Annotated in this window: 29 protein-coding genes; 15 read left to right on the top strand and 14 right to left on the bottom strand. The window is 47.2% G+C overall.

Features of this window, described 5'->3' with window-relative positions:
- Positions 1-182 (top strand): hypothetical protein (locus G459_RS30260; RefSeq protein WP_211234395.1); only part of this gene is annotated, 182 nt, incomplete at its 5' end.
- A gap of 67 nt (positions 183-249) precedes the next feature.
- On the opposite strand, the gene G459_RS0111215 is transcribed toward G459_RS30260, so the two are convergent.
- From G459_RS0111215 to G459_RS0111205, 3 genes are all read right to left on the bottom strand, one after another.
- Entirely contained in the window at positions 250-699 is a 450-nt protein-coding gene (locus G459_RS0111215) for a DUF1569 domain-containing protein (protein ID WP_026967742.1), read from the bottom strand.
- Positions 700-785: 86 nt separating this feature from the next.
- Positions 786-3,179: a ribonucleoside-diphosphate reductase subunit alpha gene (locus G459_RS0111210; protein ID WP_026967741.1), complete on the bottom strand. Its 2,394-nt coding sequence runs from the start codon at positions 3,177-3,179 to the stop codon at positions 786-788.
- A 37-nt stretch (positions 3,180-3,216) separates the two neighbouring features.
- Positions 3,217-4,197: a ribonucleotide-diphosphate reductase subunit beta gene (locus G459_RS0111205; protein WP_026967740.1), complete on the bottom strand. Its 981-nt coding sequence runs from the start codon at positions 4,195-4,197 to the stop codon at positions 3,217-3,219.
- Positions 4,198-4,786: 589 nt separating this feature from the next.
- On the opposite strand from G459_RS0111205, the gene rplU reads away from it, so the two are divergent.
- The gene (gene rplU / locus G459_RS0111195) at positions 4,787-5,098 is read left to right on the top strand and encodes a 50S ribosomal protein L21 (protein ID WP_026967738.1); all 312 of its coding nucleotides are present in this window, start codon (positions 4,787-4,789) and stop codon (positions 5,096-5,098) included.
- 35 nt (positions 5,099-5,133) lie between these two features.
- On the top strand, positions 5,134-5,397 hold the full coding sequence (rpmA, locus tag G459_RS0111190) for a 50S ribosomal protein L27 (RefSeq protein WP_026967737.1): 264 nt from the start codon (positions 5,134-5,136) through the stop codon (positions 5,395-5,397).
- Between the two features lie 159 nt (positions 5,398-5,556).
- On the opposite strand, the gene G459_RS0111185 is transcribed toward rpmA, so the two are convergent.
- From G459_RS0111185 to lipB, 6 genes are all read right to left on the bottom strand, one after another.
- Positions 5,557-6,186: a rhomboid family intramembrane serine protease gene (locus G459_RS0111185; RefSeq protein ID WP_026967736.1), complete on the bottom strand. Its 630-nt coding sequence runs from the start codon at positions 6,184-6,186 to the stop codon at positions 5,557-5,559.
- A 3-nt stretch (positions 6,187-6,189) separates the two neighbouring features.
- Positions 6,190-7,176 (bottom strand): polyprenyl synthetase family protein, encoded by a 987-nt coding sequence (locus G459_RS0111180; RefSeq protein ID WP_026967735.1) that lies wholly within the window; start codon positions 7,174-7,176, stop codon positions 6,190-6,192.
- Entirely contained in the window at positions 7,139-9,340 is a 2,202-nt protein-coding gene (rnr, locus tag G459_RS0111175) for a ribonuclease R (protein ID WP_026967734.1), read from the bottom strand. Before rnr ends, G459_RS0111180 begins: the two co-directional genes overlap by 38 nt.
- A 250-nt stretch (positions 9,341-9,590) precedes the next feature.
- Positions 9,591-10,340, bottom strand: a complete 750-nt coding sequence (locus tag G459_RS0111170) for a 3'-5' exonuclease (RefSeq protein WP_026967733.1) — start codon at positions 10,338-10,340, stop codon at positions 9,591-9,593.
- Positions 10,341-10,351: 11 nt separating this feature from the next.
- Positions 10,352-10,753 (bottom strand): hypothetical protein, encoded by a 402-nt coding sequence (locus G459_RS0111165; protein WP_026967732.1) that lies wholly within the window; start codon positions 10,751-10,753, stop codon positions 10,352-10,354.
- A gap of 84 nt (positions 10,754-10,837) precedes the next feature.
- Positions 10,838-11,554 (bottom strand): lipoyl(octanoyl) transferase LipB, encoded by a 717-nt coding sequence (lipB, locus tag G459_RS0111160; RefSeq protein ID WP_026967731.1) that lies wholly within the window; start codon positions 11,552-11,554, stop codon positions 10,838-10,840.
- 85 nt (positions 11,555-11,639) lie between these two features.
- Between lipB and G459_RS0111155 the strand changes: the two genes are divergently transcribed.
- Together G459_RS0111155 and G459_RS0111150 are read left to right on the top strand one after the other, a co-directional pair.
- On the top strand, positions 11,640-11,996 hold the full coding sequence (locus G459_RS0111155) for a YraN family protein (protein ID WP_026967730.1): 357 nt from the start codon (positions 11,640-11,642) through the stop codon (positions 11,994-11,996).
- 12 nt (positions 11,997-12,008) lie between these two features.
- Complete coding sequence (locus G459_RS0111150; RefSeq protein WP_026967729.1) at positions 12,009-12,536, top strand: YSC84-related protein; 528 nt, start codon at positions 12,009-12,011, stop codon at positions 12,534-12,536.
- Here the strand turns inward: G459_RS0111150 and G459_RS0111145 are convergent, their stop codons facing one another.
- On the bottom strand, positions 12,537-13,391 hold the full coding sequence (locus G459_RS0111145) for a toxin-antitoxin system YwqK family antitoxin (RefSeq protein WP_026967728.1): 855 nt from the start codon (positions 13,389-13,391) through the stop codon (positions 12,537-12,539).
- Positions 13,392-13,523: 132 nt separating this feature from the next.
- Here G459_RS0111145 and G459_RS0111140 point away from each other — a divergent pair, with 132 nt between their 5' ends.
- The 6 genes from G459_RS0111140 (at position 13,524) to amaB (ending at position 20,317) form a co-directional block, all read left to right on the top strand.
- Complete coding sequence (locus tag G459_RS0111140; protein ID WP_026967727.1) at positions 13,524-14,726, top strand: pyridoxal phosphate-dependent aminotransferase; 1,203 nt, start codon at positions 13,524-13,526, stop codon at positions 14,724-14,726.
- Positions 14,727-14,818: 92 nt separating this feature from the next.
- A complete protein-coding gene (locus G459_RS0111135; RefSeq protein WP_026967726.1) occupies positions 14,819-15,529 on the top strand; it encodes a family 2 glycosyl transferase in 711 nt (236 codons plus the stop codon).
- A gap of 18 nt (positions 15,530-15,547) precedes the next feature.
- A complete protein-coding gene (locus tag G459_RS0111130; RefSeq protein ID WP_026967725.1) occupies positions 15,548-16,360 on the top strand; it encodes a rhamnan synthesis F family protein in 813 nt (270 codons plus the stop codon).
- Positions 16,361-16,382: 22 nt separating this feature from the next.
- The gene (locus G459_RS0111125) at positions 16,383-17,198 is read left to right on the top strand and encodes a DUF4422 domain-containing protein (protein WP_026967724.1); all 816 of its coding nucleotides are present in this window, start codon (positions 16,383-16,385) and stop codon (positions 17,196-17,198) included.
- Positions 17,199-17,698: 500 nt separating this feature from the next.
- Positions 17,699-18,709 (top strand): DUF4421 domain-containing protein, encoded by a 1,011-nt coding sequence (locus G459_RS27265; protein ID WP_051315169.1) that lies wholly within the window; start codon positions 17,699-17,701, stop codon positions 18,707-18,709.
- A gap of 63 nt (positions 18,710-18,772) precedes the next feature.
- Entirely contained in the window at positions 18,773-20,317 is a 1,545-nt protein-coding gene (gene amaB, locus G459_RS0111115) for an L-piperidine-6-carboxylate dehydrogenase (protein WP_026967723.1), read from the top strand.
- A 69-nt stretch (positions 20,318-20,386) separates the two neighbouring features.
- Here the strand turns inward: amaB and G459_RS0111110 are convergent, their stop codons facing one another.
- Positions 20,387-21,337, bottom strand: a complete 951-nt coding sequence (locus G459_RS0111110; RefSeq protein ID WP_245588164.1) for a polyphosphate kinase 2 family protein — start codon at positions 21,335-21,337, stop codon at positions 20,387-20,389.
- A gap of 187 nt (positions 21,338-21,524) precedes the next feature.
- Between G459_RS0111110 and G459_RS0111100 the strand changes: the two genes are divergently transcribed.
- Both G459_RS0111100 and G459_RS0111095 read left to right on the top strand, forming a co-directional pair.
- Positions 21,525-22,616 carry a 6-phosphofructokinase gene (locus tag G459_RS0111100; protein WP_026967721.1) on the top strand — a complete coding sequence of 364 codons (1,092 nt, stop codon included), beginning with the start codon at positions 21,525-21,527 and terminating at the stop codon, positions 22,614-22,616.
- A gap of 104 nt (positions 22,617-22,720) precedes the next feature.
- Positions 22,721-24,040, top strand: coding sequence for an acetylxylan esterase (locus G459_RS0111095; protein ID WP_084454470.1), 1,320 nt, complete (start codon positions 22,721-22,723; stop codon positions 24,038-24,040).
- 22 nt (positions 24,041-24,062) lie between these two features.
- Here G459_RS0111095 and G459_RS0111090 read toward each other — a convergent pair whose 3' ends face one another.
- From G459_RS0111090 to G459_RS0111080, 3 genes are all read right to left on the bottom strand, one after another.
- A complete protein-coding gene (locus tag G459_RS0111090; RefSeq protein ID WP_026967719.1) occupies positions 24,063-24,470 on the bottom strand; it encodes a hypothetical protein in 408 nt (135 codons plus the stop codon).
- Positions 24,467-24,889 carry a hypothetical protein gene (locus G459_RS0111085; RefSeq protein ID WP_026967718.1) on the bottom strand — a complete coding sequence of 141 codons (423 nt, stop codon included), beginning with the start codon at positions 24,887-24,889 and terminating at the stop codon, positions 24,467-24,469. Before G459_RS0111085 ends, G459_RS0111090 begins: the two co-directional genes overlap by 4 nt.
- A gap of 196 nt (positions 24,890-25,085) precedes the next feature.
- Positions 25,086-25,526, bottom strand: coding sequence for a DUF2214 family protein (locus G459_RS0111080; protein WP_026967717.1), 441 nt, complete (start codon positions 25,524-25,526; stop codon positions 25,086-25,088).
- A gap of 135 nt (positions 25,527-25,661) precedes the next feature.
- Between G459_RS0111080 and G459_RS0111075 the strand changes: the two genes are divergently transcribed.
- On the top strand, positions 25,662-26,054 hold the full coding sequence (locus G459_RS0111075; protein WP_026967716.1) for a PAS domain-containing protein: 393 nt from the start codon (positions 25,662-25,664) through the stop codon (positions 26,052-26,054).
- Entirely contained in the window at positions 26,051-26,914 is an 864-nt protein-coding gene (locus G459_RS27260) for an MBL fold metallo-hydrolase (RefSeq protein WP_051315168.1), read from the top strand. The genes G459_RS0111075 and G459_RS27260 overlap by 4 nt, the downstream gene beginning before the upstream one ends.
- Positions 26,915-26,949 lie beyond the last annotated feature (35 nt).

Genomic DNA, 26,949 nt, shown 5'->3' with positions numbered 1-26,949 from the left:
CCCTGCAGCGCCGATGGTACTGGGGTTACACCCGGGAGAGTAGGTCGCCGCCACATTATTCCAAACCCTTTCAGACTACTGAAAGGGTTTTTTGCGTTTATGGCTATCCCGTTTTTTCGCTTTTAGAAGTATGGAGTAATGGTAAATTCAATTCGCTCAAACTTCCCAACTTTACAGACTGATACCAAGAACCGCAATTGCAAAACGTTTTAGCACCGATCAAAAAACTAGAGGGAAGGAGCTAGCCGTTTATTCCCAGATTCCAAACTGCTCGAAGTGATGCTTGAAATGCTTGGGATGAAATCTTTCCCATTCGGCATAGCCCAACTTGCCAAATCTAGGATGAACAGAATTAGCCATAGGATCGGCAGTAAAAAAACCGTGATAAGCCGAAATGCTGTTCAAGAGCTGCTTTTTTGCTTCTGCCAGATCGCTACTTCTCAAAGGCATCAGTTCGCCGACATTCATGCCTGGCGCCAGTACGCCTTTTGGAAAGTCAAGGGGAGTGTCTAAGAGTGCAGCCTTCTGAAGTCTCTGCTTTTCGGTTAATTCAAACTCTGGGATTTTAATCCTGTTATAGGATATTTTGATAGTGACAGTCAAATGTTCTATCATGTGCTGCGGGGTCATTACTCCGAATTTTGCGGGAGTATCAGGGCCCAATTTCTCCAGGCTTTTTTCAATCAGCTCTATGTCCATAATCGAGGGATTAATTTTAAGATACAAAAAAAGCGCTTGATACAATCAAACGCCTTTTTATCCATTTTTACGAACTCTAAATTATTTTAGCTGCCACACATTTCACAGCCTTCAGGATCGTCCAGGGAGCAGGCGATCGCATCTTGCTTTTGTGCTTTGTGATCTACTTCAACAGTTTTTTCAACCTTAGTCTCAAAGGAGGACTTGTCCAAAGTAAACTTGATCGCAGCAGTTGCAGCTTGTGATCTCAGATAATACATACCAGTTTTCAGACCTTTCTTCCAAGCATAAAAGTGCATCGAAGTCAGTTTCCCAAAGTTTGGATCTTGCATGAAGATATTCATACTCTGAGATTGGCAGATATAGGCTCCGCGATCGGCGGCCATGTCGATGATCACCTTCTGAGAAATCTCCCAAACAGTCTTGTAGATATCTTTGATGTGTTGAGGAATCCCGGGAACATTCTGAACGGAACCGTTGGTAGAAATCAGACGGTTTCTCATCGTGTCGTTCCACAAGCCGAGCCCGATCAGATCCTTCATCAAATGTTTGTTAACCATAATGAATTCACCGGAGAGGGTTCTTCTGGTGTATAAGTTGGACGTATAAGGCTCAAAGCATTCATTGTTGCCGAGGATCTGAGAAGTAGATGCGGTCGGCATCGGTGCTACGAGCAGGGAATTTCTCATTCCGTACTTCTTTACCTTTTCTTTGATCGCGTCCCAATTCCATCTTCCTGATTTTGGAGTTACGCCCCACATATCGAATTGCAGGATGCCTTTGGAAGCAGGACAACCGTCGTACGTCTCATAGGGGCCCTGAATTCTAGCCAGCTCCATCGAAGTCTCTACGGCGGCATAATAGATGGTTTCGAAGATGTCTTCATTCAAGCCTCGGGCTTCTACCGAATCAAAAGGCATTCTCAACATAATAAATGCATCTGCCAATCCCTGAATCCCCAATCCGATCGGACGGTGTCTGAAGTTGGACCTGCGGGCTTCTTCCACCGGGTAGTAGTTGATATCAATCACCTTGTTCAGGTTTTTGGTAGCGACTTTGGTGATTTCGTAGAGTTTGTTGTGGTCAAACATCGGTTTGCCATCAGGGCCTGTGGTTACAAACTTAGGGATGGCAATCGAGGCAAGGTTACAAACAGCCACCTCATCTGGAGCGGTGTATTCGATGATTTCGGTGCAAAGATTGGACGATTTAATGGTGCCCAAGTTCTTCTGATTGGACTTACCGTTTGCTGCGTCTTTGTAAAGCATGTAAGGCGTCCCTGTCTCAATCTGGGATTCCAGGATCTCAAACCAAAGCTCTTGCGCTTTGATGGTTTCTCTGGCTCTGCCCTCGCGCTCGTATTTTTCAAACAGACGTTCGAATTCTTCGCCGTGACAATCGGAAAGTCCTGGAGCCTCATTTGGGCAGAAAAGTGGCCACTCTTCATTTTGCTCCACCCGCTTCATGAAAAGATCCGGAATCCAAAGGGCGTAGAACAAGTCTCGTGCCCGCATCTCTTCTTTTCCGTGGTTTCTCTTCAGTTCAAGGAAATCCTTAATATCTGCATGCCAAGGCTCCAGATAGATGGCAAAGCTACCTTTTCTTTTTCCTCCGCCTTGGTCGACGTAGCGAGCTGTCATGTCAAAGTTCCTCAACATCGGTACGATACCATTGGAGACGCCGTTGGTTCCTTTGATATAGCTTCCTTTAGCACGTACGTGGTGGATCGATAGACCGATGCCGCCGGCAGATTGGGATATCTTAGCACATTGCTTCAATGTGTCGTAGATCCCGTCGATGCTGTCGTCTTTCATGGTCAGCAGGAAGCAGGAAGAGAGCTGAGGTTTCGGGGTACCGGCATTGAACAGCGTCGGCGTGGCATGTGTAAACCAACGCTCCGAAAGGAGATTGTAGGTCTCTATAGCAGCGTCCATATCTTCTCTGTGAATGCCGACAGCGACGCGCATCAGCATGTGCTGGGGCCTTTCTACTACCTTGCCATCGAGGCGAATGAGGTAGCTTTTATCAAGAGTTTTATAGCCAAAGTAATCGTAGCCGAAGTCTCGCTTATAGTCGATCGCCGCATCGAGTCGGGCTGCATTTCTCTTGATGATGCCGTAGACTTCTGTGTCTAGCAGCTGGGCGTTTTCTCCGGTTTTAGGATTGACGTAAGTGTACAGTCTTTTCATGGTGTTTGAAAAAGACTGACTGGTGGTCTTATGTAGGTTGGAAATGGCTATTCTAGCGGCAAGGACGGCGTAGTCAGGATGTCTTACGGTCAGGGAAGCGCAAACCTCCGCTGCCAGATTATCCAATTCTGAGGTGGTCACTCCGTCATAAAGACCGTCAATGACTTTCTTGGCTACCTCGATTGGCTGGATGAATTTGGGGTCCAATTCATAGCAGAGATTTTCAATCCTTGCGGTGATTTTGTCGAACCGTACCGATTCTCTTCTTCCGTCGCGTTTGATTACAAGCATAACTTTGGTGATTTTAGGATTGGTAGAAAAAGGTCAATTAAAAGTCTTCCTCGACGGAAAATCTAGAGGAGGATTCAGCAGCATCAGCGGACTTCATTACGCCTGCTTTTTGGTAGTCACCCACTCGTTTTTCGAAGAAGTTGGTCTTGCCTTGTAGCGAAATCATGTCCATGAAGTCAAACGGATTGGTGCTGTTCCAGACTTTATCACAGTCCAATTCCATCAAAAGGCGATCTGCCACAAACTCGATGTACTGGCACATCAAGTCAGCATTCATTCCGATCAGCCTTACCGGCAGTGCGTCGGTGACAAATTCTTTTTCGATAGCCACCGCATCCATGATGATTTCACGGACGGTCTCTTTCGGAAGAGGATTTACCACGTGTTTGGTATACAAATGGCATGCAAAATCGCAATGCAAGCCTTCGTCTCGAGAAATCAATTCGTTGGAAAACGTCAGTCCTGGCATGAGGCCACGTTTCTTCAACCAAAAAATAGAGCAAAAAGATCCAGAGAAGAAAATCCCCTCGACCGCGGCAAACGCGATCAGTCGCTCCTGGAAGTTTCCGTTGTCAATCCAGCGCAGCGCCCAATCTGCTTTTTTCTTCACGCAGTCGATATGCTCCATCGCATTGAGCAACTTGTCTCTTTCCGTAGCGTCCTTGATATAAGTGTCAATCAAAAGGCTGTAGGTTTCGGAATGGATATTTTCCATTGCGATCTGGAATCCGTAGAAGAACTTGGCCTCTGTGTATTGTACTTCGGAGACAAAATGCTCGGCAAGATTCTCATTGACGATGCCGTCGCTGGCTGCAAAGAATGCTAACACGTGAGAAATAAAATGCCTTTCGCCATCAGACAGGGCTTTCCAATCAGTCATGTCCTGTCCCAAATCGATCTCTTCCGCAGTCCAAAAGCTTGCCTCAGCTTTTTTGTAATACTGCCAAATGTCATTGTGCTGAATGGGAAAAAGTACAAAGCGACCGTTGTTCTCTTCTAAAATTGGTTCTTGTTGCATCTTACTCTCTATTATAAATGAAGTTCTTAAAATGGGTTTGAGGCGGTAATTCTTGTCCTCAATAAAGTCCGGGGATAGCAAAGGCGGCCTTTTTAGAACAGCCTCTGAACAAATATGTAAAGCAAAAAGCGAAAAAAAAATGGGAAAGCGGCACTTTAGAGATATTTTTGACCAAAAGTCGAAAAATGTATAACCTAATATAGTTCAATTAGATAAGTTATTTTTGGTAAATTGAAACATGAATTAAATCGGTTGTTTTGGGCGTTTGAGATAATTTTCAACATTTTCGAAAAAGTTTTCCACAAGTAAAACTGACTTTGTTTTTGACCTTTGGTCATAAAAATCTTTTCGGAATCTTGCAGATTGTTCGCCTGACTGCCAGCTGATTAATGATTTCGATGCGAAAACAGACGCGTTTGGATTTTCAAATTTCAGGTATTGGATTAAGGAATTTTGTAGCTCCCGAAAGGATTTCACCTGTATCTCAAAAGTACTTCTCCATTCTGGTATTTGATTTTTGAAGAATGTTTTTTTGTTCAAGATGACTTTCTTATATTTGCACTCCGATTTTGACAAAGAATCAAAGAATATGTACGCAATTGTAAACATCGCAGGTAAGCAGTTCAAAGTAACAAAAGATCAGTACGTCTATGCTCCCAAGCTGGACGGTGACGCTGGCGCTTCCGTGGAATTTGACCAAGTTTTGTTGGCTGAGGCTGACGGCTCTGTGTCTGTAGGCGCTCCTCTTCTAGCTGGAGCCAAGGTATCTGGGAAAATCCTGGATCATGTAAAAGGTGACAAGGTGATTGTCTTCAAAAAGAAGCGCCGCAAGGGCTACAAGAAGAAGAACGGTCACAGACAAGACTTCACCAAAGTTCTTATCGAAACTATAACACTCTAAGTTTTCCCAAAAGGAAGACATAAACTTATATAACCATGGCACACAAGAAAGGTGTAGGTAGTTCCAGAAACGGTAGAGAATCACATTCTAAGAGACTGGGTGTGAAGAAATTCGGCGGCGAGGTAGTAATCGCTGGTAACATTATCGTCAGACAAAGAGGCACCAAGCATCACGCTGGCCTCAACGTAGGTTTGGGTAAAGATCACACACTGTTTGCATTGACGCCAGGTGTGGTGACTTTCAAAACCAAAGCTGATGGTAGATCATACGTAAGCGTTTTGCCTGCAGCTGTCGCTTAACACGAACTACTTCAAAAAATCAAAGCCTCTTCTTCGGAAGGGGCTTTTTTTTGCCCTTAGTCAACTGGATAATCTGACTTTGTTGTGGCTCAGAAAGGCAGGGAAATTAGGGGTTAAAAGTAAAAGGCCGCTCGAATCTCTTCGGCGGCCTTTTACTTTTTAGAATAGTCTGAATCCTCTGATCTGATCTACAAAGGTCCAAGCGCTCGATGGAGACAGAATCAGGATAAAAATGATTCCAAAGATAGCTCCGTACAGGTGCGCATCGTGATTGATGTTGTCCGATCCATTCTTGCCTTTAACATAAGAATAGATGAGAAAGAGAACTCCCAGGATAAATCCCGGCAAACAGATGATCGCAAAAAGGCAAATGTCTGCCAGCGGCAGGATGATAATGCTGGCAAAGACGGTAGCAGAAGTGCCTCCGGATGCCCCGAGCGCGCGGTATTGACTGTCATCCTGATGCTTTCTGTAAGTGGGGATATCAGCGATTATTATTCCCAAAAGATAAAAAGCCACAAACAAAACGCCGCCGATAACTACGCCAAAGTTGTACCTCAGAAACATCTCCACCACTCCTCCGAAGAAGTAGAAGGTAAACATGTTGAAGAGCAGATGGATGTAGTCTTTGTGGATGAAGCCCGACAGGATAAATCGGTCCCATTGTCCCCGTTTTTTAATCCGATAGGGCATAAACATCCAGCGGTCGAGCATCTCGTACCGATTGAAAGCCAGGATACTCGTGATCGCAGTAATCCCAATAATTAGGGTCGTCAGTGATAATTCCATGGCTTACTTTTCCCGGTGAATCAGATCTTGCGTGAGGGATTGCAGGGCATTGTAGTACTCCTGGCTAGTGAAATGTATGGCTTCCAGCTGCTCAAAACCCGTTTTGAAGTAGTACTCCATCTTTGACTCCGTCAGGGATTTGATCCCCAGTTTTTCATAGAGTGTCCGCACGGCATTTACTTTTTCGGTCTTGTCAAATTCTCTCTGAGAAAGCCAATAATTCAAATCGTCCGCATCTTTTTCCTCAGCCAGTTCCAGGGCTTTGATCAGCAGAAAAGTCTTTTTGTTGGAGATGATATCGCCGCCGACCTGCTTTCCGAATTTTGCCTGATCGGCAAAAACGTCCAAAAGGTCGTCTTTTAACTGAAAACCGACGCCGATATTTACGCCGAAGTCATAGAGTCTTTGTCCATCTTCTTTTTCAGCCCCGGCCAAGATCGCTCCCAATTGAAGCGCGTGCCCCAGTAGCACAGCGGTTTTCAGCTGGATCATATTGAGGTATTCGGCCTCGTGGACGGTTTCGCGGTTTTCAAAATTCATATCAAACTGCTGTCCTTCACAGACTTCTACTGCTGTTTTGTTGAACAGACGGAGGACCTCAGGCAGCAGGCTGGGTGCTGTGCCGAGTAGGAGATCATAAGCTCTCACGAGCATCACATCTCCGGAAAGGATAGCAGTGTTAGCATTCCATTTTTCATGGACGGTGGCTTTGCCCCTTCGCAAAGGCGCCTGGTCCATGATGTCATCATGCATCAGGGTGAAGTTGTGAAATACTTCTACCGCACAGGCCTGATTGAGGATTTCCTCCGGGTTTTTGCTGTAAAGTCCATAAGCCAAAAGAGAGAGAAGCGGTCTGATCCGCTTCCCTCCCAGGCTCATGATGTAACTGATCGGGTCGTAAAGTTCTAGGGGTGATTCTCCGAAACTATGGGAGGTGATGTGATCCTCAAGTTTAATTAAAAGCGCGTGAGCGAGGCTTTTTTCTGTCATTATCTGCAAATTCCAAATCAATTGTTCGTCGGTCTATATCGGTGTTAACTACCCGGACCATCACTTTGTCGCCCAAAGTGATCATTTTTTTATTCTTGCTGCCGATCAACCGCATATTTCTCTCATCAAAGTCGTAGTAGTCGTCATCCATATCCTGCACGCGGATCATGCCCTCGCACTTGGTTTCGGTGATTTCTACAAAAACTCCCCATTCCGTCACGCCTGCGACGATTCCCTCGTAGTCCTTCTGCTCAGCCATCGACATGTATTCCACCTGCTTGTACTTGATGGAAGCGCGCTCAGCATCGGCAGCACGTTTTTCCCGTTCGGACGAGTGCAGGCATTTTTGTTCCCAAGATTCAGCTTCCGGAGATTTGCCACCGTCGAGATAGTGCTCCAGAAGCCGGTGTACCATCATGTCAGGATAGCGCCGGATTGGAGACGTAAAGTGCGTATAATGTGCGAAAGCCAGTCCAAAGTGTCCTTTCGGTTCCGTGGTGTATTTGGCCTTGGCCATACTTCGGATTGCCAGCTGCTCCAATACGTTTTGTTCAGGTTTGCCCTGGATTTCCTCCATCAGCTTGTTTAAGGCCGTCGAGATTTTCTGGACGTTTGTGACGTCCATCTGGTGGCCAAATCGCTTCGCAAAGCCAGAGAAAGTCTCCAGTCGATCTAAATCCGGACTGTCGTGTGTTCTATAGACAAAGGTATCGGTTCCGTTGTGTTTGTTGTAAATGAACTCTGCCACATATTTGTTGGCCAAGAGCATAAACTCCTCGATGAGCTTGTGGATGTCTTTTCGCTCTTTGACCATCAGACCCAGCGGTTTGCCGGCCTCGTCTAGTTTGAATTTAACTTCGACGGTTTCAAAATTCACCGCGCCGTGATCAAATCGCTTCTTACGGATTTTTTTGGCAATGTCATTGAGTAGCGTCAGCTCCCCAAAATAGTCGCCGGATTGTGTGTCGATGCATTCTTGGGCTTCTTCGTAGGCGTATCGGCGATTAGAATGGATGACGGTCCTTCCGATCCAGTGCTTGAGGACATGGCCATTCCGATCCATCTCAAAGACACACGCAAAAGTCAGTTTGTCCTCTTTCGGACGAAGTGAACAAAGGCCGTTGCTTAGCCGCTCGGGAAGCATCGGTATGGTGCGATCTACGAGATAGACTGATGTTGCGCGGTTAAAGGCTTCTTTTTCCAAGGCCGTCTTTGGCTGCACGTAGTGGGTCACATCAGCGATGTGAACACCGATTTCTAGATTGCCATTTTCCAGCTCCCGATAAGAAATCGCATCATCAAAGTCTTTGGCATCTGCGGGGTCAATGGTAAAAGTCAGTACATCGCGAAAATCTTCTCTTGCTTTAATCTCTTTCGCAGTGATCTTATCCGAGATCTCATTGGCCTCCGCATCAGGTTCCTGGGGGTATTCAAATGGAAGTCCAAATTCCGCCATGATGGAGTGGATCTCCACTTCGTGAAGTCCCGCTTTCCCCAGTACGCGTATCACTTGCCCAGTCGGATTTTTGTCGCCGTCTCTCCACTCGGTGAGTTTGACGATTACTTTATCGCCGTGCTCCGCACCCATGAGTTCGCCGCGATGGACGAAGATGTCTTTGTGCATTTTCTTGAAGTCCGGCACGACGAACGCGAACCGGGGCGAAATCTCCACCCTGCCCACAAATTCATCCCGGCTTCTTTCCAGAACTTCCAGTACGCGGCCTTCGACTCGGCCAGTTTTCCCTTTGCCGGGCAAAACCATCACGCGGACCTTGTCTCCGTCGAGCGCCTGCTTGAGATCGGCTTCTTTGACCATAATATCTCCTCCGGTGGCATCTGGATTGTCTTGGACAATAAATGCAAAACGGGGATTTACAAAGTCCACCCTGCCGACGACAAATGCTGGGTCCTTAGTGGAGCTGAAGTAATTTCGGGAGTTACGCGAGATTGCACCGGATTCGACTAGCTGATACAGGACCGGTTCTACCCCGCCCTTGTTGAGCGAGTCGCGGATTTCAAGGTGTTTGATGAGCTGCTTGGAGTTAAATTCTTCTCCGAAGTGAGCGTCTAAAAATTGGAGGATGCGTCTCGCCAAGTTGGCGGCGTCATTGGAATGGCCTCCTTTTTTATGATTTGAGTTTTTTCTTTCTGGTTTTCTTCCCATGATTTGGGTGAGTTTTTCATGTGTTAATAATTTGATTTTCAGCAGACAAATAGCTTGTTCCGTCCGCCTCGGCGGATCGGGAGATTCTCGCTGACAACCATTTTAGCGTGTGACGTACTCGTCATGCTTGATTTCATGTGGCAATAAATCGTCTCCGATTACCACATGGAATGCCCAATTTAATCATACCTCTGTGTGATGATTTTCCGATGGACATTTCTAAGGTAAAAAGATTTGGATGCCCTCGACATCAATCTTTGTGATCTTTTTTTGAATCTTCTGAATGGATGATTTCTATCGTGAGGTCATCCAGCTGTGGGTGCATCGCCATAAAAATCCGGGCTGTCACCTCCACGTCTCGAAGGCAGTATCTTGAGATTTTCTCAATATCGTTTTCGAGATAAAATGCGGCGTTGACTTGACTGCCATCGATCCCGTCTTTTGACGTGGGGATTCCAAAAACTGCCGCCAGCAACTCCAGGCGGGTATAATGTTTGTAATCGCCAAACTTCCACATCTCCATGGTGTCCAGATGGCGGACTTCCCAGGGTTTTTTGCCGGTAATCTGAAGCGGTTCGGGAAGAGGGATTCCCTGGATCAGCATTCTCCGGCAGAGGTAAGGAAAGTCAAACTCTTTCCCGTTATGTGCACAAAGCACCCACTTTTTCTTATCCAACAACTCATTTAAAGCAGAAAGAAGTTCCCGTTCCACCGGATCAGTAAATACCTTCGACCTGAAAAACAGTTTTTTATCCTTCTTTTTGCTCTGGAAAAAGCCGACGCCCACGCAGATTACTTGACCGAATTCGGCGTGGATACCAGCCCGGTCAAAGTACAGCGAGCCAGGAGCTTCTGACGGATTTTCCATTCGGATCAGGCGTTCTTTCTTGATCCATTCTTCCTGAAGGCGTGAATCCAGCTCTTCAAATTTTTCTGTCAATGAGGCAGTTTCAATGTCTAAAAATAGAATGTCTCCCAATTGGTCAAAAAAGTCTGCCATAAGCGTAAGAGTTAACTGTGAAGGATTCCTTCCAGACCGATCTCAGGAATCAGGCTTAGAAGTGCGGGCTCAAAACTGCCTGGAGTAAAGATAAACTTTTTGTCAAAGATCTGATCCAGTATGTAATAGCTCACCCAGAATTCGTTAGTCAGCGAAAAAACTCCCGGGTCGATCGATTCTACTTTGGCCACTGACTGGGCGCCGAGCTCCTGGATCATGTGGCGGAGCGTAGACGTTTGCCGTCTTTCTCCGTCCAGGATGCCGTATCCTTTGGAAGTAACCATGACAGTGTTTAGCTCAATAAGGTTGAGATTGATGATGTACACTGACCATTGGTCTCCGTCGGGAGTTTGGGTTTTTGCAATGGCAAGTTTTACTCCGGTTACGGGGGAGAAATCAATATCTTTTTTCATGATGTACAGATGATGGGGGATCTTCGCTTGATTCAGAAAGTTGAAGGCCGTCGATTATCCCGACTGGCGAGGTTTTCTCACTTCTCACGCAAAGTCCATTTCAAACAAGTCCGATAGATGCTTTTTCACCCTTTCCTTCGCTTCGGATTCATCCACGGGTCGTCCGAGTTCAAGATGGAGTGAGGTGACGGCCTTGTCATCAATGCCGCATGGTACGATGTGGCTAAAGTAGCTGAGGTCTACATTTAGATTGAATGCGAAGCCGTGCATGGTCACCCATCGGCTGGATTTGACGCCCAAGGCACAGATTTTCCGTGGATTTTGTTGGGTGATATGGTCCAGCCAAACGCCGGTAAGTCCATCGATTCTGCCTGCTTCAATGCCGTAGTCGGCCAAAGTCCGGATGATCGCTTCCTCCAGATATCTCAGGTATTTGTGAATGTCGGTGAAGAAATTGTCCAGATCCAGGATCGGGTAGCCGACCAACTGGCCGGGTCCATGGTAGGTGATGTCTCCTCCACGGTTGATTCTATAATAAGTAGCGCGATAATCTGCCAGTCCAGATTCGTCCAAGAGGAGGTTTTCCGGCTTGCCGCTTTTTCCCAATGTATAGACATGTGGATGCTCGACGAAAAGCAGGTAATTGGGAGTTCGGGTTTGACTTTCGGGTGGCAGATTCCGGTTTTTGATTTTCAGCGCAACTGTTTCTGCAAAAATTGCCTCCTGATAATCCCAGGCTTGCTGGTAATCCATAGGACCCAGATCTCGGAATTCTACGCTTTTATTGATAACTTCATTCATCTTTTTTCCTCTCGGGAAACTGACTTTTAAAACCGCCCGACATGCTGTTGGGTTCATCGATTTTTCAAAATTAGTCAATTTTAGCATGGCCGAGCACAACGAATCTGGTAGACTTGCCGAGCAGCTTGCCGCAGACTGGCTAGTCACCAAGGGTTATGAGCTGCTAGATACGAACTATCGGCATGGACATGCCGAGATCGATCTGATCATGAAGCACAAAGGTTTGTTGATTTTTGTAGAGGTGAAATTCCGCTCAGGAAGCGGTTTTGGATTTGCTGAAGAATTTGTCGATTCAACTAAAAAAAAGCTGTTAGTAAAGGCTGCGGATCAGTATATTTATGAAAATGACTGGCACAAGGATATCCGTTTTGATATCGTGGGGGTCTATAAAAATCGGGCCGGCACGATCAATTTCCGGCATTTTGAGGATGCTTTTTACTAACCAAATTTTACTATGAAAACTCTGTTTCTCGGCCTGTTTATGGCCTTTGTGACCACGGCGACTTTCGCCCAAAAAGAAGAAAAAACTGAAAAAATCATCAAGGATGCCGAGGAGGCCAAGGCTGCGTTCCTCAAGGATGATCCGGGAATGGCGGATTTGTTTGCCTCTGCACATGGCTATATCATCTTGCCAAACGTCGGAAAAGGTGGGCTCGGAGTGGGTGGAGCTGCCGGGAATGGCGTTGCGCATGAAGGTGGTGCTTTGGTAGGATTTGCCAAGATGTCTCAATTGACTATTGGCTTCCAAGCAGGTGGTCAGGCGTACAGCGAGGTCGTTTTTTTCGAAACCAAGGAAGCTTTCGAGCGATTCAAGGAAAACAAAGTGGAGATGTCTGCTCAAGTGTCGGCTGTGGCCGCCGCCGCCGGTGCTTCCGCAAATGCTAAATACGTGGATGGAGTGGCTGTATTTACCCGCACAAAAGGCGGTCTCATGTATGAAGCATCCGTCGGAGGACAGCAATTCAAGTTCACAGAGAAATAATCAGAGGTCTTTCCTGTAGATCAGATTTCCGTCTTTGTCCCATTCCGCCCGTATGTACGGGCGGAAATTTTTTGTATAAGGGGCTTCCTGATATTGGATCTCCCGCTTGCGGATTGCTTTAGTATTGTCCGTGTCCCAATATTCTGTCCAGAGTCCGACCTTCTCCCCGTATTTATATTCACCTGTGACGGCGATCTGCTGATCCTCGTGGAAGTAGAAGTAGTTTCCTTCCTCCAGACTGTATTGGATCGGAATGATCTCCTCGATGCCTCGTGAAGCTTGGTCGTAATAAGTGATCCTTGATTCCTTCGGCCAGCCTTCTGAGTAGTGATTCTTGTCTTGAAGGACATTTTTGTCATCAAAAAGCATCCATGTCCTGTGCTTGGTGCCGTAGTAGAACATGCCGCTTTCGACCACTTCCTCATTGACGACCCGCTCATAAGGGCCATGCAGGAGGTAGCCGGTTTCTTTGGTGTATCCGGTCGTCTTGATGCTCCTTTCCTTTGGGTCAAACCAATATACGTCGCGGATGTAGGGATCGGGATTGCGGTCGACGTCGGTGTAGTTAAAGTATTCAAGGTAGGACTGGCCGCGCATTTCCCTGCGGGTAAAGCCACGCTGGGTCTTGATTCCAAACCAGATATTTTTGCGCGCTTTTTTCTTTTTTTCCTTTTTCTCTTCCTTTTCCTCTTCCTCATCAAAAAGTAGCAAAGGAGCGACAGAAGGCAAAAGTGCAGAATTAACTACGCCACTCGAGTCCGGATCGGAGTTTTTCTCAGACTCGTTTTTTTGGGCAAAAGTGAATTTGCCGGAAACAAACATTACAATCAGAAAAACGAGAAATCTCCTGTTCATTGAGAGAAAAACGGCAGAATTGACGAACTATTTTCTTCAAAAATAACATTTAAGCATCAATTCCGCTGGTTTGTTTAGAATTTATAATCTTCTGTCTATTTTTGAGGAATTTGTAAAAAACCTGTTGAAAAAATGAATTCTATTCTCTCGGATCGCATCCTGAATATGGAGGAATCAGCCACCCTGGCTATGGCAAAAAAAGCCCGGGAACTGAAATCTCAAGGCGTTGACATTATTGGTTTGAGTTTGGGTGAGCCCGATTTCAAAACACCCAAGCATATTCAGGAGGCGGCCAAGGCTGCGATCGACGAAGGAAAATACTTCGCTTATCCTCCAGTGGCTGGATATCAGGATCTGAGAGAGGCCATCGCCAAAAAACTCCGGGAGGAAAACTCCATCGAGCAGGCAAAAGCCGAAAACATTGTAATATCTGTAGGAGCGAAGCACTCCATCGCCAACACGTTCATGTGTATCGTGAACGAAGGAGACGAAGTAGTGATCTTCTCACCTTACTGGGTTAGCTACGCGGAGATCATAAAGCTTTGTGGCGGTGTACCTGTGCTGATCGAAGGGACTTTGGAAAACAACTTCAAAGCTACGGCAGCTCAGCTGGAAGCAGCAATTACCCCAAAAACCAAAGCGGTAATCTACTCTTCTCCGTGTAACCCAACCGGCTCTGTTTTCTCCAAAGAAGAACTGGAGGCTATCGCCGAAGTCGTGAAGAAGCATGAAAACATGGTAGTCATTGCGGATGAAATCTACGAACTGATCAATTTCGAAGGCAAAAACTACAGCATCGGGTCTTTCCCCGGCATGTTTGAGCGGACGATCACCGTCAACGGATTCTCCAAAGGATACGCAATGACCGGATGGAGAGTGGGATATATCTGTGCTCCTTTGGAAATCTCCAAGGCGGTAGAGAAAATGCAGGGACAGTTCACCTCAGGGAATACCGGCATCGCGCAACGCGCGGCACTTGCGGGCATCACCGGAGACCAAGCCCCTTCTCACGAGATGACTAAAGCATACTTCAAGCGTAGAGCTTTGGTGCTTGACTTGCTCAGAGATATTCCAGGCATCAAGACTCACGTTCCGCAGGGAGCCTTCTATTTCTTTCCAGACGTGACAGCGTTCTTTGGCAAGTCTGCGCACGGGCAGACGGTCAACAATGCCGATGATCTTTGTCTATACCTGCTCTCGGTGGCCAATGTATCGCTGGTGACAGGTGGCGCTTTTGGCGCTCCCAACTGTGTGAGATTGTCCTATGCAGCTTCGGAGGAAGATTTGGTAGAGGCGCTGAAGCGAATCAAAAAAGCCCTTGGCGAGTTGGCCTAAGCAGAATAAAATAAACTTCTCAGCCCCGACTAAAATCGGGGCTATTTTTTTGCCTTCACAGAAAGGACTAATTTTGACCAAATCATCAACCCATGGCTGAAGTACTTGTAATTACCCCGGTGAAAAATTCCATCGAAACGACCCTGGACACCGCAAGGGCAATAGCAGCTTCTGACGTTTCGGTTCGTCATGTGATCTTCAATGACTTCAGTTCCGCCGAGACCAAGCTCAGCCTGGAAGAGAACAAAACAGCGATCGGCTATGAGCTGATTCATGTCGAGGATCTCACCGATCATCCTTCTCCCAATTATAAACTTGTCTTGCAGCTGGCGCAAAAGATGGCTTTGGAAAGCAAATTGCCGCTTCTAGTCGTCGAATCGGACGTGGTACTGAAGCCTGACACGATATCGAGTCTTCTTTCTTTCCAGAAGAAAAGTAAAAAATCCGGCTTGGTGGGATCAGTGACAGTGGACGAAAAGGGCGTGGTTAATTTTCCCTACCTGAAATTCAAAGACTCAAAAGAAGCCGTCATCCGAACGCAGCGCAGTCTCAGCTTTTGCTGCACACTTTTTTCTCCGGATTTTCTTCAAAGCTTCGATTTTAGCGGCCTGGATGAAGCAAAGGATTGGTATGACACGTTTATTTCTAAAAAATCGATTGAACTGGGATTTGAAAATGCAGTCCTGATGAATGCGCCTGTGTGGCATCGCCCGCATGCAAGCCGCCCATGGAAGCAACTCAAATACAGCAACCCGCTGAAATATTACTTTTTGAAATTCTGGAAAGGCCTCGATAAGATCTAACCGCCATCAAAATCGTTCATGAAAAGTGTCTGCGTATTTGTACACTACGGTCACACTCCGCAGCTTCCCTATCCGGAGGAAGCTTATGTGAGAGAACTTGCCACGTATTTTTCTCAGATTATCCTCGTGACCAATCAACGAGAATTTGAACTCGGGGGCCTCCCTTCCTCCGTCTCCCTGAAGATGGTGGAAAACGAGGGCTACGACTTTGGGATGTTTTATAAAGTGGCCCAGGAACTCGATTGGCAGCATCTAGATAGACTGGCACTCGCCAATGATTCAAACCTGATGATCCAGCATTTGTCAACTTTGTTTGAAGTCGGAGAGAATTCCCGCATCCCATTTTGGGGAGCTGTCGACTCCAACGAGAGGCCGTGGTTTTCGACCCACGCGGACAATTACCATCTGCAGAGTCATTTTCTGGTTTGGGAAAAGCCCGCCTTGCCTCTTCTCAAGGAGTTTCTCGATCAGGTGCCGATCAGGGATTTTTTTGCGGAAAAGGATCCTAAGAACTTACGCAGAAAAGTGATCAATGATTGGGAGATTGGGATCTCCCAGTTTTTTCTACAGAATAAAATAAAAATTGGAGCAGCGTTCGGTTCGGGGCCGTTGTCGGCATCCAGTCCAAAGAAATCGAAGGTAAACAACACGCACAAGAGTCCGGAACAACTACTTCAAGCGGGCTACCCATTTATGAAGAAGAGACTGGTCGCCGAGCAGGGTTTTTTGCGCCGTATTTTTTTTCCTGACAAGAAATGGGTAAATCTGATCAACAGCTATAGTTTTGACAGGTCACATGCCGAGCAGTTGATTCTTTCTGTCAAGAGATAAAAGTAGTGTTTTGGAAAAAAGTATGCTAAAAACAGCAGCAGCGGGTAAGGTCTACATCATGTACTATAAAAAGGGCGCAATTCTTCCCGTGGATGAGATGTACGAACCGTTGTTCTGTGGGGCTTTTCCTGGGAAAGCCCAACTGCCCTACCTCCAAGATGATTCGGGCGTTAATATTTCAGGGAAAAATGAGTTCTATAGCGAGCTCACGGGAGTCTTTTGGGTTTGGAAAAACACCAAGCAGGAGTTCACCGGGATCTGTCACTATCGAAGGTATTTCACCGTATATCCTGAGCCTTGGTATCACCGGCTGAAGTACGTCGTCACACATCCGTTCAAGGCGCTGATTGGTCCCAACCCCTTGATCTACACGAAAAGGGTCTCGAAATACGCATCGAAAATATTGACCTTAGAACAGACAAATGCCATCCTGAAGGATTTTGATGTCATCTTGCCGGTTGCCAGACCGTTTAGATATTCGGTAAAGACGCACTACGAAAAGTACCATGACATCCGTGATCTAACTCGTATCGAGGAGATTTTGCAGGAAAAGTACCCCGAGATGGTTCCTTGCTGGCAGCAGGTTTTGGCGGATAATAAGCTTTTTGCAAACAACATGTTTGTAATGAAATCCCCTTACTACGAGGAATTTATGGCTTGGCTGTTTGAGATGCTTTTTGAGTTTGAAGCCAGATCTCATCTCGAAAATTACCGCGGGTATCAGCAGCGGATTCTTGGATTTGTGGCCGAACGAATCCTGACGCTTTGGATTACATATAAAAAGCTAAACGTGAAACAGCTGCAGCTGCTATATTTCAAACAATTGAAGCGGGAATAGGAAAGTGACCGGCGGGATGCGCAAGGTTTGGCAGCGAAGGATTTCTCTTTTTGCTTTTTTGCAGTCGTATGTTTCCGTACTCCGCATCCGCCCCGTGTCCTAAGTGAAAGTCTGCATCTGACGCTGACTAAATCTTCCGCATTCTTTTTTTTGCAGCGATACATCCCCTTGACATCTTAAGTGGGGAATTGCGGACGCATTCCAAAGGAAGCTGCTAAACAATGTAACGAATTCGGGCGTTTGGAGCCTGCACTCAAACTGTTATACTTAGTTGGTTGAAATGACATTTTTCCCTTTGAATAGAAGGTAAATGCAAAAAAATATTTGGATTGCTCTAATTTAACTTTAACTTCGATACGGTGATTAACAACTTTTCTCTATCCTCCTTTTTCAAAAAATGAGATTCTACGGAATCCATTTTTCGAACTCTGACAGTTTTTAAGAGAACCCTGACGAAAGTCGGGGTTCTTTTTGTTTATATTAAGTTTGAATAATTCTCTATGAGGTCATTTTGCTGTCTATTCATCTTTGCTTTGCTGGCTCTGGCTCCGGAGTTTTCGGTTGCCCAGACCAAGACGGTTGACACCACGTACATCAGGGAGACGCCCGAAAAGATGATCTTGCGTGCCTATGTGTCCAGAAAGTACACCGAGCTCGACTATGGTGATCAGATCGGACTGTATGAGCCCAACAGCGGTCTGAACTTGGGGCTCGGCCTTACTTATCAAAAGTTCACATTAAACGTGGCTGTCCCGGTTTCTTTTTTGAATCCAGAGCGTCAGGAAGACTGGCCGAAATTTCTCGATCTCCAGTCGCATGTATATGGAAGAAAGTGGATAGTCGATCTCTTTGGGCAGTTTTATGGCGGTTACCTGATCAAAGACTTCCAAGGAACGGGGGAGGATTATCTGCGAAGAGATATCAAAGTCGTGAAGCTGGGCCTCGCTGTCAACCACGTCTTTAACGGAGACAAGATTTCTCTGACGGCGGCTTTTCACCAATCGGAAATTCAGAAAAAATCTGCCTTTTCACCGATGGTCGGATTTGAGATTTATCGGGTCAGGATCAGTGGCGACTCCTTGATCCTGCCTGAGGATGTGCCGATTCCGGGAAATTATGAAAGAGGGGACTTTTTTCACCTAGGACCAAGTGCTGGGTTAGTCGGAACACTGGTTTTTGGGAAAGGGTTTTTTCTCTCAGGTGCGGCCTCCGGAAATCTGGGACTGGGAATCTCCAAGGCTGAGCAAGACAAAGAGACAAAGCAGGTCGAGTTGATGCCGGGCTATTTTTTGAGAGGATTTGCCGGGTATAACGGCGACAGATTTGCCCTCAGCGCAAGCTACGTCTACAAGTATCTGGATCTCGCCAAGCAGCAGGATATTTCGCAGTCAGCTAACACCGGCAATTATCGAATCAACTTGATCTATAAAATCAACCCGGGGCCAAAATTCACTAAAACCTACACCAAGTTGAATCCTTTGAACATCTTGAGGCGGGCCTTAGAGCGATAGGTTTTACCAGTTCAACGCATTTATTTTTAGCTTTGGTCTGAGTTATACATACACCCATCACCCATGACTGACGCATTCGGTATCCAGCAATCGCTCCAAAACATCGGTATTCAACCTGAAAACCCCGGTTCCTCGACCGGTACGAACTGGTTGGATTCCGGTGAGCTTTCCCTTTCTTCGATTTCTCCTGCAGATGGCAATCTGATCGCAAAAGTTCAACTGGCCAATGTAGAAACCTATGAAGCAATCATTGCACAGGCGCATTTGGCTTTTGAGAAATGGAGAACGGTGCCAGCTCCCCAGCGGGGCGAGATCGTGCGGGAAATTGGAAATGCACTCCGGGAGGTCAAAGCTGACCTGGGCAAGCTGGTTTCCTATGAGATGGGCAAATCCTACCAGGAAGGCTTGGGCGAAGTTCAGGAAATGATCGACATCTGCGATTTTGCGGTCGGCCTATCCCGTCAACTGTATGGATTGACCATGCACTCCGAGCGTCCCGGACATCGGATGTACGAGCAGTGGCATCCGCTGGGAATCGTCGGGATTATTTCTGCCTTCAACTTTCCGGTGGCCGTTTGGTCTTGGAACGCCGCTTTGGCTTGGGTTTGTGGCGACGTATGCGTGTGGAAGCCCTCGGAAAAGGCGCCACTTTCTGCAGTTGCCTGTCAGCATATTGCTGCAAAGATTTTTGCAAAACATGGGATGCCGGAGGGGATCTGTAATCTGATCGTCGGTGATTATAAAGTCGGCGAACTGATGTCTCACGACCCCAGAGTTCCGTTGATCTCGGCGACCGGCTCCACCCGCATGGGGAAGTTGGTGGGAAAGGCTGTCGGAGAAAGACTGGGTCGTTCGCTTCTGGAATTGGGAGGAAACAACGCCATTATCATTACCGAACATGCCGACATGGACATCGCGATCCGGGGTGCGCTTTTTGGTGCAGTAGGCACCGCAGGACAGCGATGCACGACAACACGCCGCCTGATCATTCATGAGAATGTCTATGAAGAAGTCAAAACCAGACTCGCCTCGGCCTATTCCAAACTGGTAATCGGGAATCCTCTAGATGAAAGAAATCACGTCGGTCCACTCATTGACCGCGACGCAGTACAATCCTATTTGGCAGCTATTGAAAAGGTAAAAACTGCAGGCGGGCAAGAAGTGGTCGCCGGTGGAGTGGTCACAGGCGAGGGATATCAATCCGGCTGCTATGTGAAGCCTGCTATCTTTGAGGCCGAAAATCACTTTGAAATCGTACAGCATGAGACGTTTGCCCCGATCCTTTACCTGATCAAATACAAAACGCTGCCCGAAGCCATTGCGTTGCAAAATGGTGTGCCGCAGGGGCTTTCCTCAGCGATCATGACCACCAATATGCGGGAGGCAGAGGCGTTCCTTGCCGCAGCCGGATCGGATTGCGGGATCGCCAATGTGAACATCGGGACGTCCGGCGCCGAGATCGGAGGAGCTTTTGGCGGGGAAAAAGAAACCGGTGGCGGCCGCGAATCAGGCTCAGATTCCTGGAAAGCCTACATGCGCCGACAGACGAATACCATCAATTATTCAACCTCGCTTCCGTTGGCCCAAGGGATCAAGTTTGACATCTAGACACAATAAGTAGGGAGGCGTCAGTACCAAGACCCGAGAGGAATTGACCATGCTGAGACCGAAAGCTGCCTACTCTTTTTCTTCCATGAGTGCTGTCTTCATCTCCTGTAGTTTGGATTGTTCTTCTTCGGAAAGAGTGGGGTAGCTGAGTTCCATGTCATCTAGGGCATGAATGATCGCCGACGCGACTGCGATTCTGGCGTAGGGCTTGTTGTCCGCCGGGATCACATACCACGGACTGTCCTTAGTCGAGGTTTTTCGGATGGACTCTTCGTAGGCTTTCATGTACTGATCCCAATAGCCCCGCTCCTTGATGTCGCCTGAGCTGAATTTCCAGTTTTTGTCCTGCTGGTCGATTCGTTCAAGAAAACGTTGCTTCTGCTCCTCTTTGGATACGTTGAGGAATATCTTGATCACTTTCGTGCCGTTTCTGTGGAGGTATCTTTCGAAATTCTGGATGTCCTCCAGACGTTGATCCCAGATTTTTTTGGTGATGAGTTTCTCGGGAAGTTTTTGATTTTGCAAAATAGCCTCGTGTACCCGCACGACTAACACTTCTTCGTAATAGGAGCGGTTGAAGATTCCGATTTTCCCCCGTCCAGGCAATTCTTTGACACACCGCCACAGGAAATCATGGTCCAATTCCTCTGAGTTGGGGGCTTTGAACGGCGTGACGTGACAGCCCTGAGGATTGATGCCGGACAAGACGTGCTTGATTGCGCCATCTTTCCCGGCCGCATCCATCGCCTGAAAAATTACTAACAGCGACCACCGATCTTGGGCATAGAGCACTTCCTGAAGTTCCGTGAGTATGTCCACACCCTGCTCCAAGGCTTCTTTGAAAAGCGGCTTATCCTCTGGCCCAAAGGTCTTTTTTGGCTCCGTAGAGAAGTGTTTGAGTTTAAAATCCTTTCCGTTACCGACGCAGTAGCGGTTAGAGATTTTCTTCGCGCGTTTGATCAGCTCCTTGTCGCTCATTTCTTTTAGCGACTTTGCGGTGAGATTGCTGTCTTCTGTCATGGGGCGTTTTGGTTTTGAAAAATTGACTTGTTGCAGATTTTTTCTTGGAATGTTTCTGGGACTAATTACTTTTAATTCCAACGTCTTCAAAAAGATACAGGGAAATTTCGGGAATATTCCCTGCCTTCTTTTTCCGATAAAATCAAAAAAGTAAAGACTATTTTTATAAAAACTGATTCTGAAAGCTATGAAGAAACTATTGGTTGCGACAGGCGGCGGAGACTGTCCCGGTCTGAATGCGGTGATTCGGGGTATCGTCAAACGTGCCTCCCGACAGAAAGAGTGGGAAGTCTGGGGAAGCTATGAGGCTTTGAACGGGCTTATGGAAGAGCCAATCCGACTGATCAGGCTGGATGGTAAGACAGTCTCAGGCATTCACGTGAAGGGAGGAACCATCCTCGGGACGACTAACAAAGGCAATCCGATGAGCTATCCGGAAAAGCAGGCTGACGGAAGCGTGAAACTAGTCAACCGAATTCCCTGGCTGGTGGATCGCCTGAAGGGAAAAGGATTTGATGCGGTGATCAATATTGGTGGCGACGGCTCACAGGCAATCTCCCAAGCGATGTTTGAGGCGGGAATGCCCGTCGTCGGCGTGCCAAAGACCATTGACAACGATCTGAACTCCACCGATTTTACCTTTGGTTTCCAGACCGCGGTACAGACTGCGTCCGAGTCCTTTGATCGGCTGGTGACTACCGCCAGCAGCCATCATCGGGTGATGATCATGGAGGTGATGGGAAGGGATGCCGGGTGGATTGCGCTCTATACGGCGATTTCTGGAGGAGCGGAGGTTTGTCTGATCCCGGAGATTCCTTACGATCTGCAGGCCGTCGCTGAGCGCCTTCAGGGACGATACATCGATGGGAGAGGTTTTGCCAATATCGTCATCGCTGAGGGAGCCAAAGCAAAAGACGGAACCGTCACGGCCTCCAAAGGTGAGGAGGGAAGACATGCCGTCCGTCTGGGAGGGGTTTGCTATACCCTCAGCCAGCAGCTCAAAGACGCGGGTATCAAAGCAGACATTCGTGAGACAGTCCTCGGCCATACGCAGCGTGGCGGAACGCCCATCGCTTATGACCGGGTGATTGCTTCAGTCTTTGGTGTAAAAGCGATGGAACTTGTACTGGACGGAAACTTCGGGCAGTTGGTCGTGCTGAAAAACAATGACTATACTTCAGTCTCGATCAAGGAAGCTATCAGCGCATACAACTATGTCGATCCCAATGGAACCTTGGTAAAGGCTGCCAAAGGTCTTGGTATTTACTTTGGTGACTGAAGTTGCCATTTCTGGCAGAATCAGCTTGTTTCGAGCCATGACATTGCTTGTCAAATGTCAACAAATCAAACCTCAAATCTTAAACTTTAATAAACCCCTCCCAAATGACCTATTCATCTTTTCAAGCTTTGAAAAAGCTCCAAGCCACACTTTTGCTATTCTTTTGTCTCGGGATTATCAATCACTCGATTGCTCAGATCCCTCAGCAATACCTTGAGATCTCTGTCTCTCCCGACCATCCCGACTGGACGTACAAGCTGGGTGACAAGGTAGAATTTATCGTTTCCGTTACTCAATCCGGGCGGCCAGTACCGGTAGAAAACGTCCGGTATTTTGTTAAGGAGGAAAAGATGGAACCCATCCAAGAAGGAGCTTTGGTCCTGAAAGACGGTGAAGCGATCATCTCGGCGGATGGGATGGAAAAACCCGGATTTCTACGATGTGAGGTCTTTGCAACAGTCGATGGCAAGGAGTATCGGGGCTTGGGTACAGCGGCTTTTGAGCCCGGTTTGATCCAGCCGACGGTGAAGATGCCCACTGATTTTGAAGCCTTTTGGAACGCCGGGAAAGCTGAACTTGCTCAAATCCCGATGGATCCCAAGATGATCCACATGCCTGAGAGAAGTACCGAGGCAGTGGATGTCTATCATGTTAATTTTCAAAACATCAAAAACAGTCGGATCTATGGTGTGTTGACTGTACCCAAAGGAGCGGCGAAATACCCGGCGATTTTGCAGGTGCCCGGAGCGGGGATACGGCCTTATTCCGGTGATTTGGCAAAGGCGGCCAGAGGTGCGATTACCCTCCAGATCGGGATTCACGGGATACCGATTGACATGGCTCCGGAGGTATATGCGAATCTTTCCAGCGGTGCGTTGAACGGTTATTGGAATTTTAACGTGTCGGATAAGGACATTTACTATTACAAGCGTGTGTATCTGGGCTGCATCAGAGCGGTCGATTTCTTGGTTTCCTTGCCTCAATACGACGGGCAAAATCTCGGGATTCAGGGAGGAAGTCAAGGTGGGGCCTTGTCGATCATCACCGCGGCCCTAGATCCCCGGATAAAATATCTGTCCGCCATGTATCCTGCAATGAGTGACATGACCGGTTACTTGAATGGAAGGGCCGGCGGTTGGCCACATATCTTTGCGGGCAACAATCTGGCATACTACAATTATCCTGATGCGGTCGAGACGATCAGTTACTACGACGTGGTGAATTTTGCAAGGATTTTAAAAACCCCCGGATTCTACAGCTGGGGATTCAATGATGACACCTGTCCGCCGACGTCATATTATTCCGCATATAACGAAATCAACGCGCCTAAAGAGGTTTTTGTCGTGCCGGAGACCGGCCACTGGACTTATCCCGAGCAAGGAAAGAAGTCGGACGATTGGCTTTTTGAGAAGCTGAAAAAGTAGAACGCGTGAGGCCTAAAAATCCTCAAAGGGGGATTTTTAGGCTGATCGCTGGCATGCTTTTCGGGTGACCCGGCAGAGAGATTGGCTGATGTAGTGCCTGATTCTGGAGTGAGAGCCGAGCGGCCAATCTTGCATTTTGTCCTGCGCTCAAGAATATAGGTACACTGGCGATGAATGAAATAACGCCGGTCCAGCCCAAGACTGTGTCAAGCGTTTGATTGGGAGATTCCCCATAGGCACTATAGTCAGGGACAATGGCCAAGGAGGTTACCATGAATGCCGTCCCAGTTCCCAACAAAATCCAGCCTGCTGTATATTGATTGTTACTTTTTTCCAATAGTTCGTTCGGCGTGGTTGCCAAGCTTTTTGTTTGCGATTGCAATTGAAAAATAATCCCAAACACGATGAATGCGGTAACGAAATATTTCATCGTTTTGTGGAATTAAGTGAGATGGATAGGTTCAGGGCTGGGTAGATTTGTAGTGGCGGTCCTTTTGGATTGATCACTTGAGCAGTGTTAGCCCCTACACTTAGTTTCGCTGCTTTTCTAGCGCTGGACGCAGAAGCAACTAAAACAGGGACGCTAATTACAGCTAAGGTCAGACCTAATCCAGTAAGTATTGTTCCCGCTTCGAAAGAACTGTCGTACCAGCTGTTTGAGCTAAACGCTAAAATCAGTCCGAGACCTACGGCACCGCCTCCAATTGCCAACATCGTAGTTCCGGTTTTTTTCCGGCTTTCGCTCTGCCGGAGATACTCGTCGATCAATTGTCTGTTGTCCTGATTTTGGGCTTGGAGCTGGGGCACAGCTATAAGAAAAAGGGCTAGCAATAGGATGAATTTGGCCATTTGAAATCGCGGAGATGATGGGTTAAAAAAACCTTTTGGATTAATTCTCCTCCGAATCTATTTCATTTTAGCATTTCGACTCTCTGGATAAGTGCCTATCGAAAAACAGCTTTTGGCAATAATTCAGAAATGGGCCATTAAAAGTTACCCCTTGAGTAACGACCAATTTTTCCCCTGATCATGAAACCCGTTTTCCTTATAATCCAATTCCTTTGGCCATCATCCCAGCCAAGATCGGAATTAGAAACAGCAGTATCAGCTCCAATCGGATGAGCCAAAAAATCACTTTTGGGACGGTGACGATGTCGTCCGGTTTTCCTTTTCGGTTCTTCATAAAGAAAACAGTGGGGTAAATTGAAAGTAGACCAATCGTGACGAACAGGGCCAATTTCAAATGAAAAACCGGATTTTCGGAGTAGAACTCAGTCGGTTTTCCAATACCGCCTAACCAAAGAGTCAGTCCTGCTCCTAAGAGGGTCAAAACAGCGAAACCGTACATGCCATCAATCTTGGCAAGTCGGATTATTTCTTGTCTACTTAAACTGGACTTTAGAAATAGATGCTCTGAAACCAATGCTCCTACGATTGTAAAAATGCTGACAAAATGAAAGTATCTCAGGAGTAATTCTAGGCTCATCACGGTCGTTGCGGAAGGATTTTAAAGTTTTGAATTTTTTATGAGATTTCAAGTAGGCTTTCCTGAAAAATGGGGTTCATGCTATCCTGAAAAATGTTTAACTTCTCTTGACTTTTAGCAAAGACCCTCTGTATTATGCCCGCGCAGCCCCTAGAACTCATCTTGGCCAGGCAATTTGGCGATAGCCTCAGCATGCCGTTTTTCTTGGTCGACCCGGATGGAAACCTCCTTTTTTACAACGAGGCGGCGGAGGATATTTTCGGCCTTAGATTTACCGACACGGGAGGAATGCGCGAGGAAGAATGGGCGACGATGTTTAAGCCCACCGATGCGGACGGGATACCGATCCCGCCAAGCGATCTGCCACTGGTACGCACGCTGACCGACCGTCGACCGGCACATGGGTCGTTTTATATCGACAACCTCAGCGGGGATCGTATCAGGATCACCGTTACTTCTTTTCCCGTAGAGGGTCGGCCGGATCGATACTTGGGGGCGATTGCGATGTTTTGGAAATCAGAGTCATGAAAGTGAAAGTCTGGGGATGTCGGGGATCCCTGCCGTCCCCCGGACCTGAAAATTATACCTACGGAGGCAATACCTCCTGCATCCAAGTGACGCACGGAGAAACCTGTATTATCTTGGATTCGGGTTCGGGTATCCAGAGGCTTGGTAAGTTTATCACCCCCGCAGTGAGGGAGATGCACATCTTGCTGACCCATCTGCACATCGATCATACCATGGGCCTGGGGTTTTTTGCACCGCTGTACAATCCGGACATCGAGATTCATATTTGGGGACCTGCTACCGCAGGCCACCCTTTGATAGATCGCCTCAGACGATATTTTTCACCGCCGCTTTTTCCGATTCGTCTGACCGAACTGCCCAATCATCCCATTATCCATGAACTTTCCAATGAGTTTTTTTCAATAGGTGACATTCGGATTCACTGCGAATATCTCTGTCATCCGGGTCCTACCTTGGGCTATCGATTGTCGGATGGGAAAGCTACCATTGCCTACATCCCGGATCATGAGCTTCGGCTTGCCTCCAATGATTTTCCAAATGATCCAGAGTGGACGTCGGGATATGAAATCGCCAAATCGGCAGATCTTCTTTTTCACGACGGCAGCTACACAGCAAGGGAATATTCTCGGAAAGTCGGCTGGGGGCATAGTTCTATCGACGATGCCATAGCTTTTGCCAAGATGTGTAAGGTCAAGAAGTTGGCGATTTTTCACCACGAACCTTCTCGGTCTGACCTCGAGATCGAGCAAATGCTGCAAGATTCGCTTGGGAATGAGGAGTTGGACTTTGAGGTTCAGATGTGTGCTGAGGGGAATGAGTATAATCTGGAGGATGAAGTCGAAAATAGCCCTGAGCGCTGATTTGAGCTACTTGTTTCAATGGAGGGCTTCGAAAG

Origin of the sequence: Algoriphagus terrigena DSM 22685, from assembly GCF_000429445.1 — a bacterium.
GTDB classification, from domain to species: Bacteria; Bacteroidota; Bacteroidia; order Cytophagales; family Cyclobacteriaceae; genus Algoriphagus; species Algoriphagus terrigena.
This window is presented reverse-complemented; position numbering and strand designations above follow the sequence as displayed.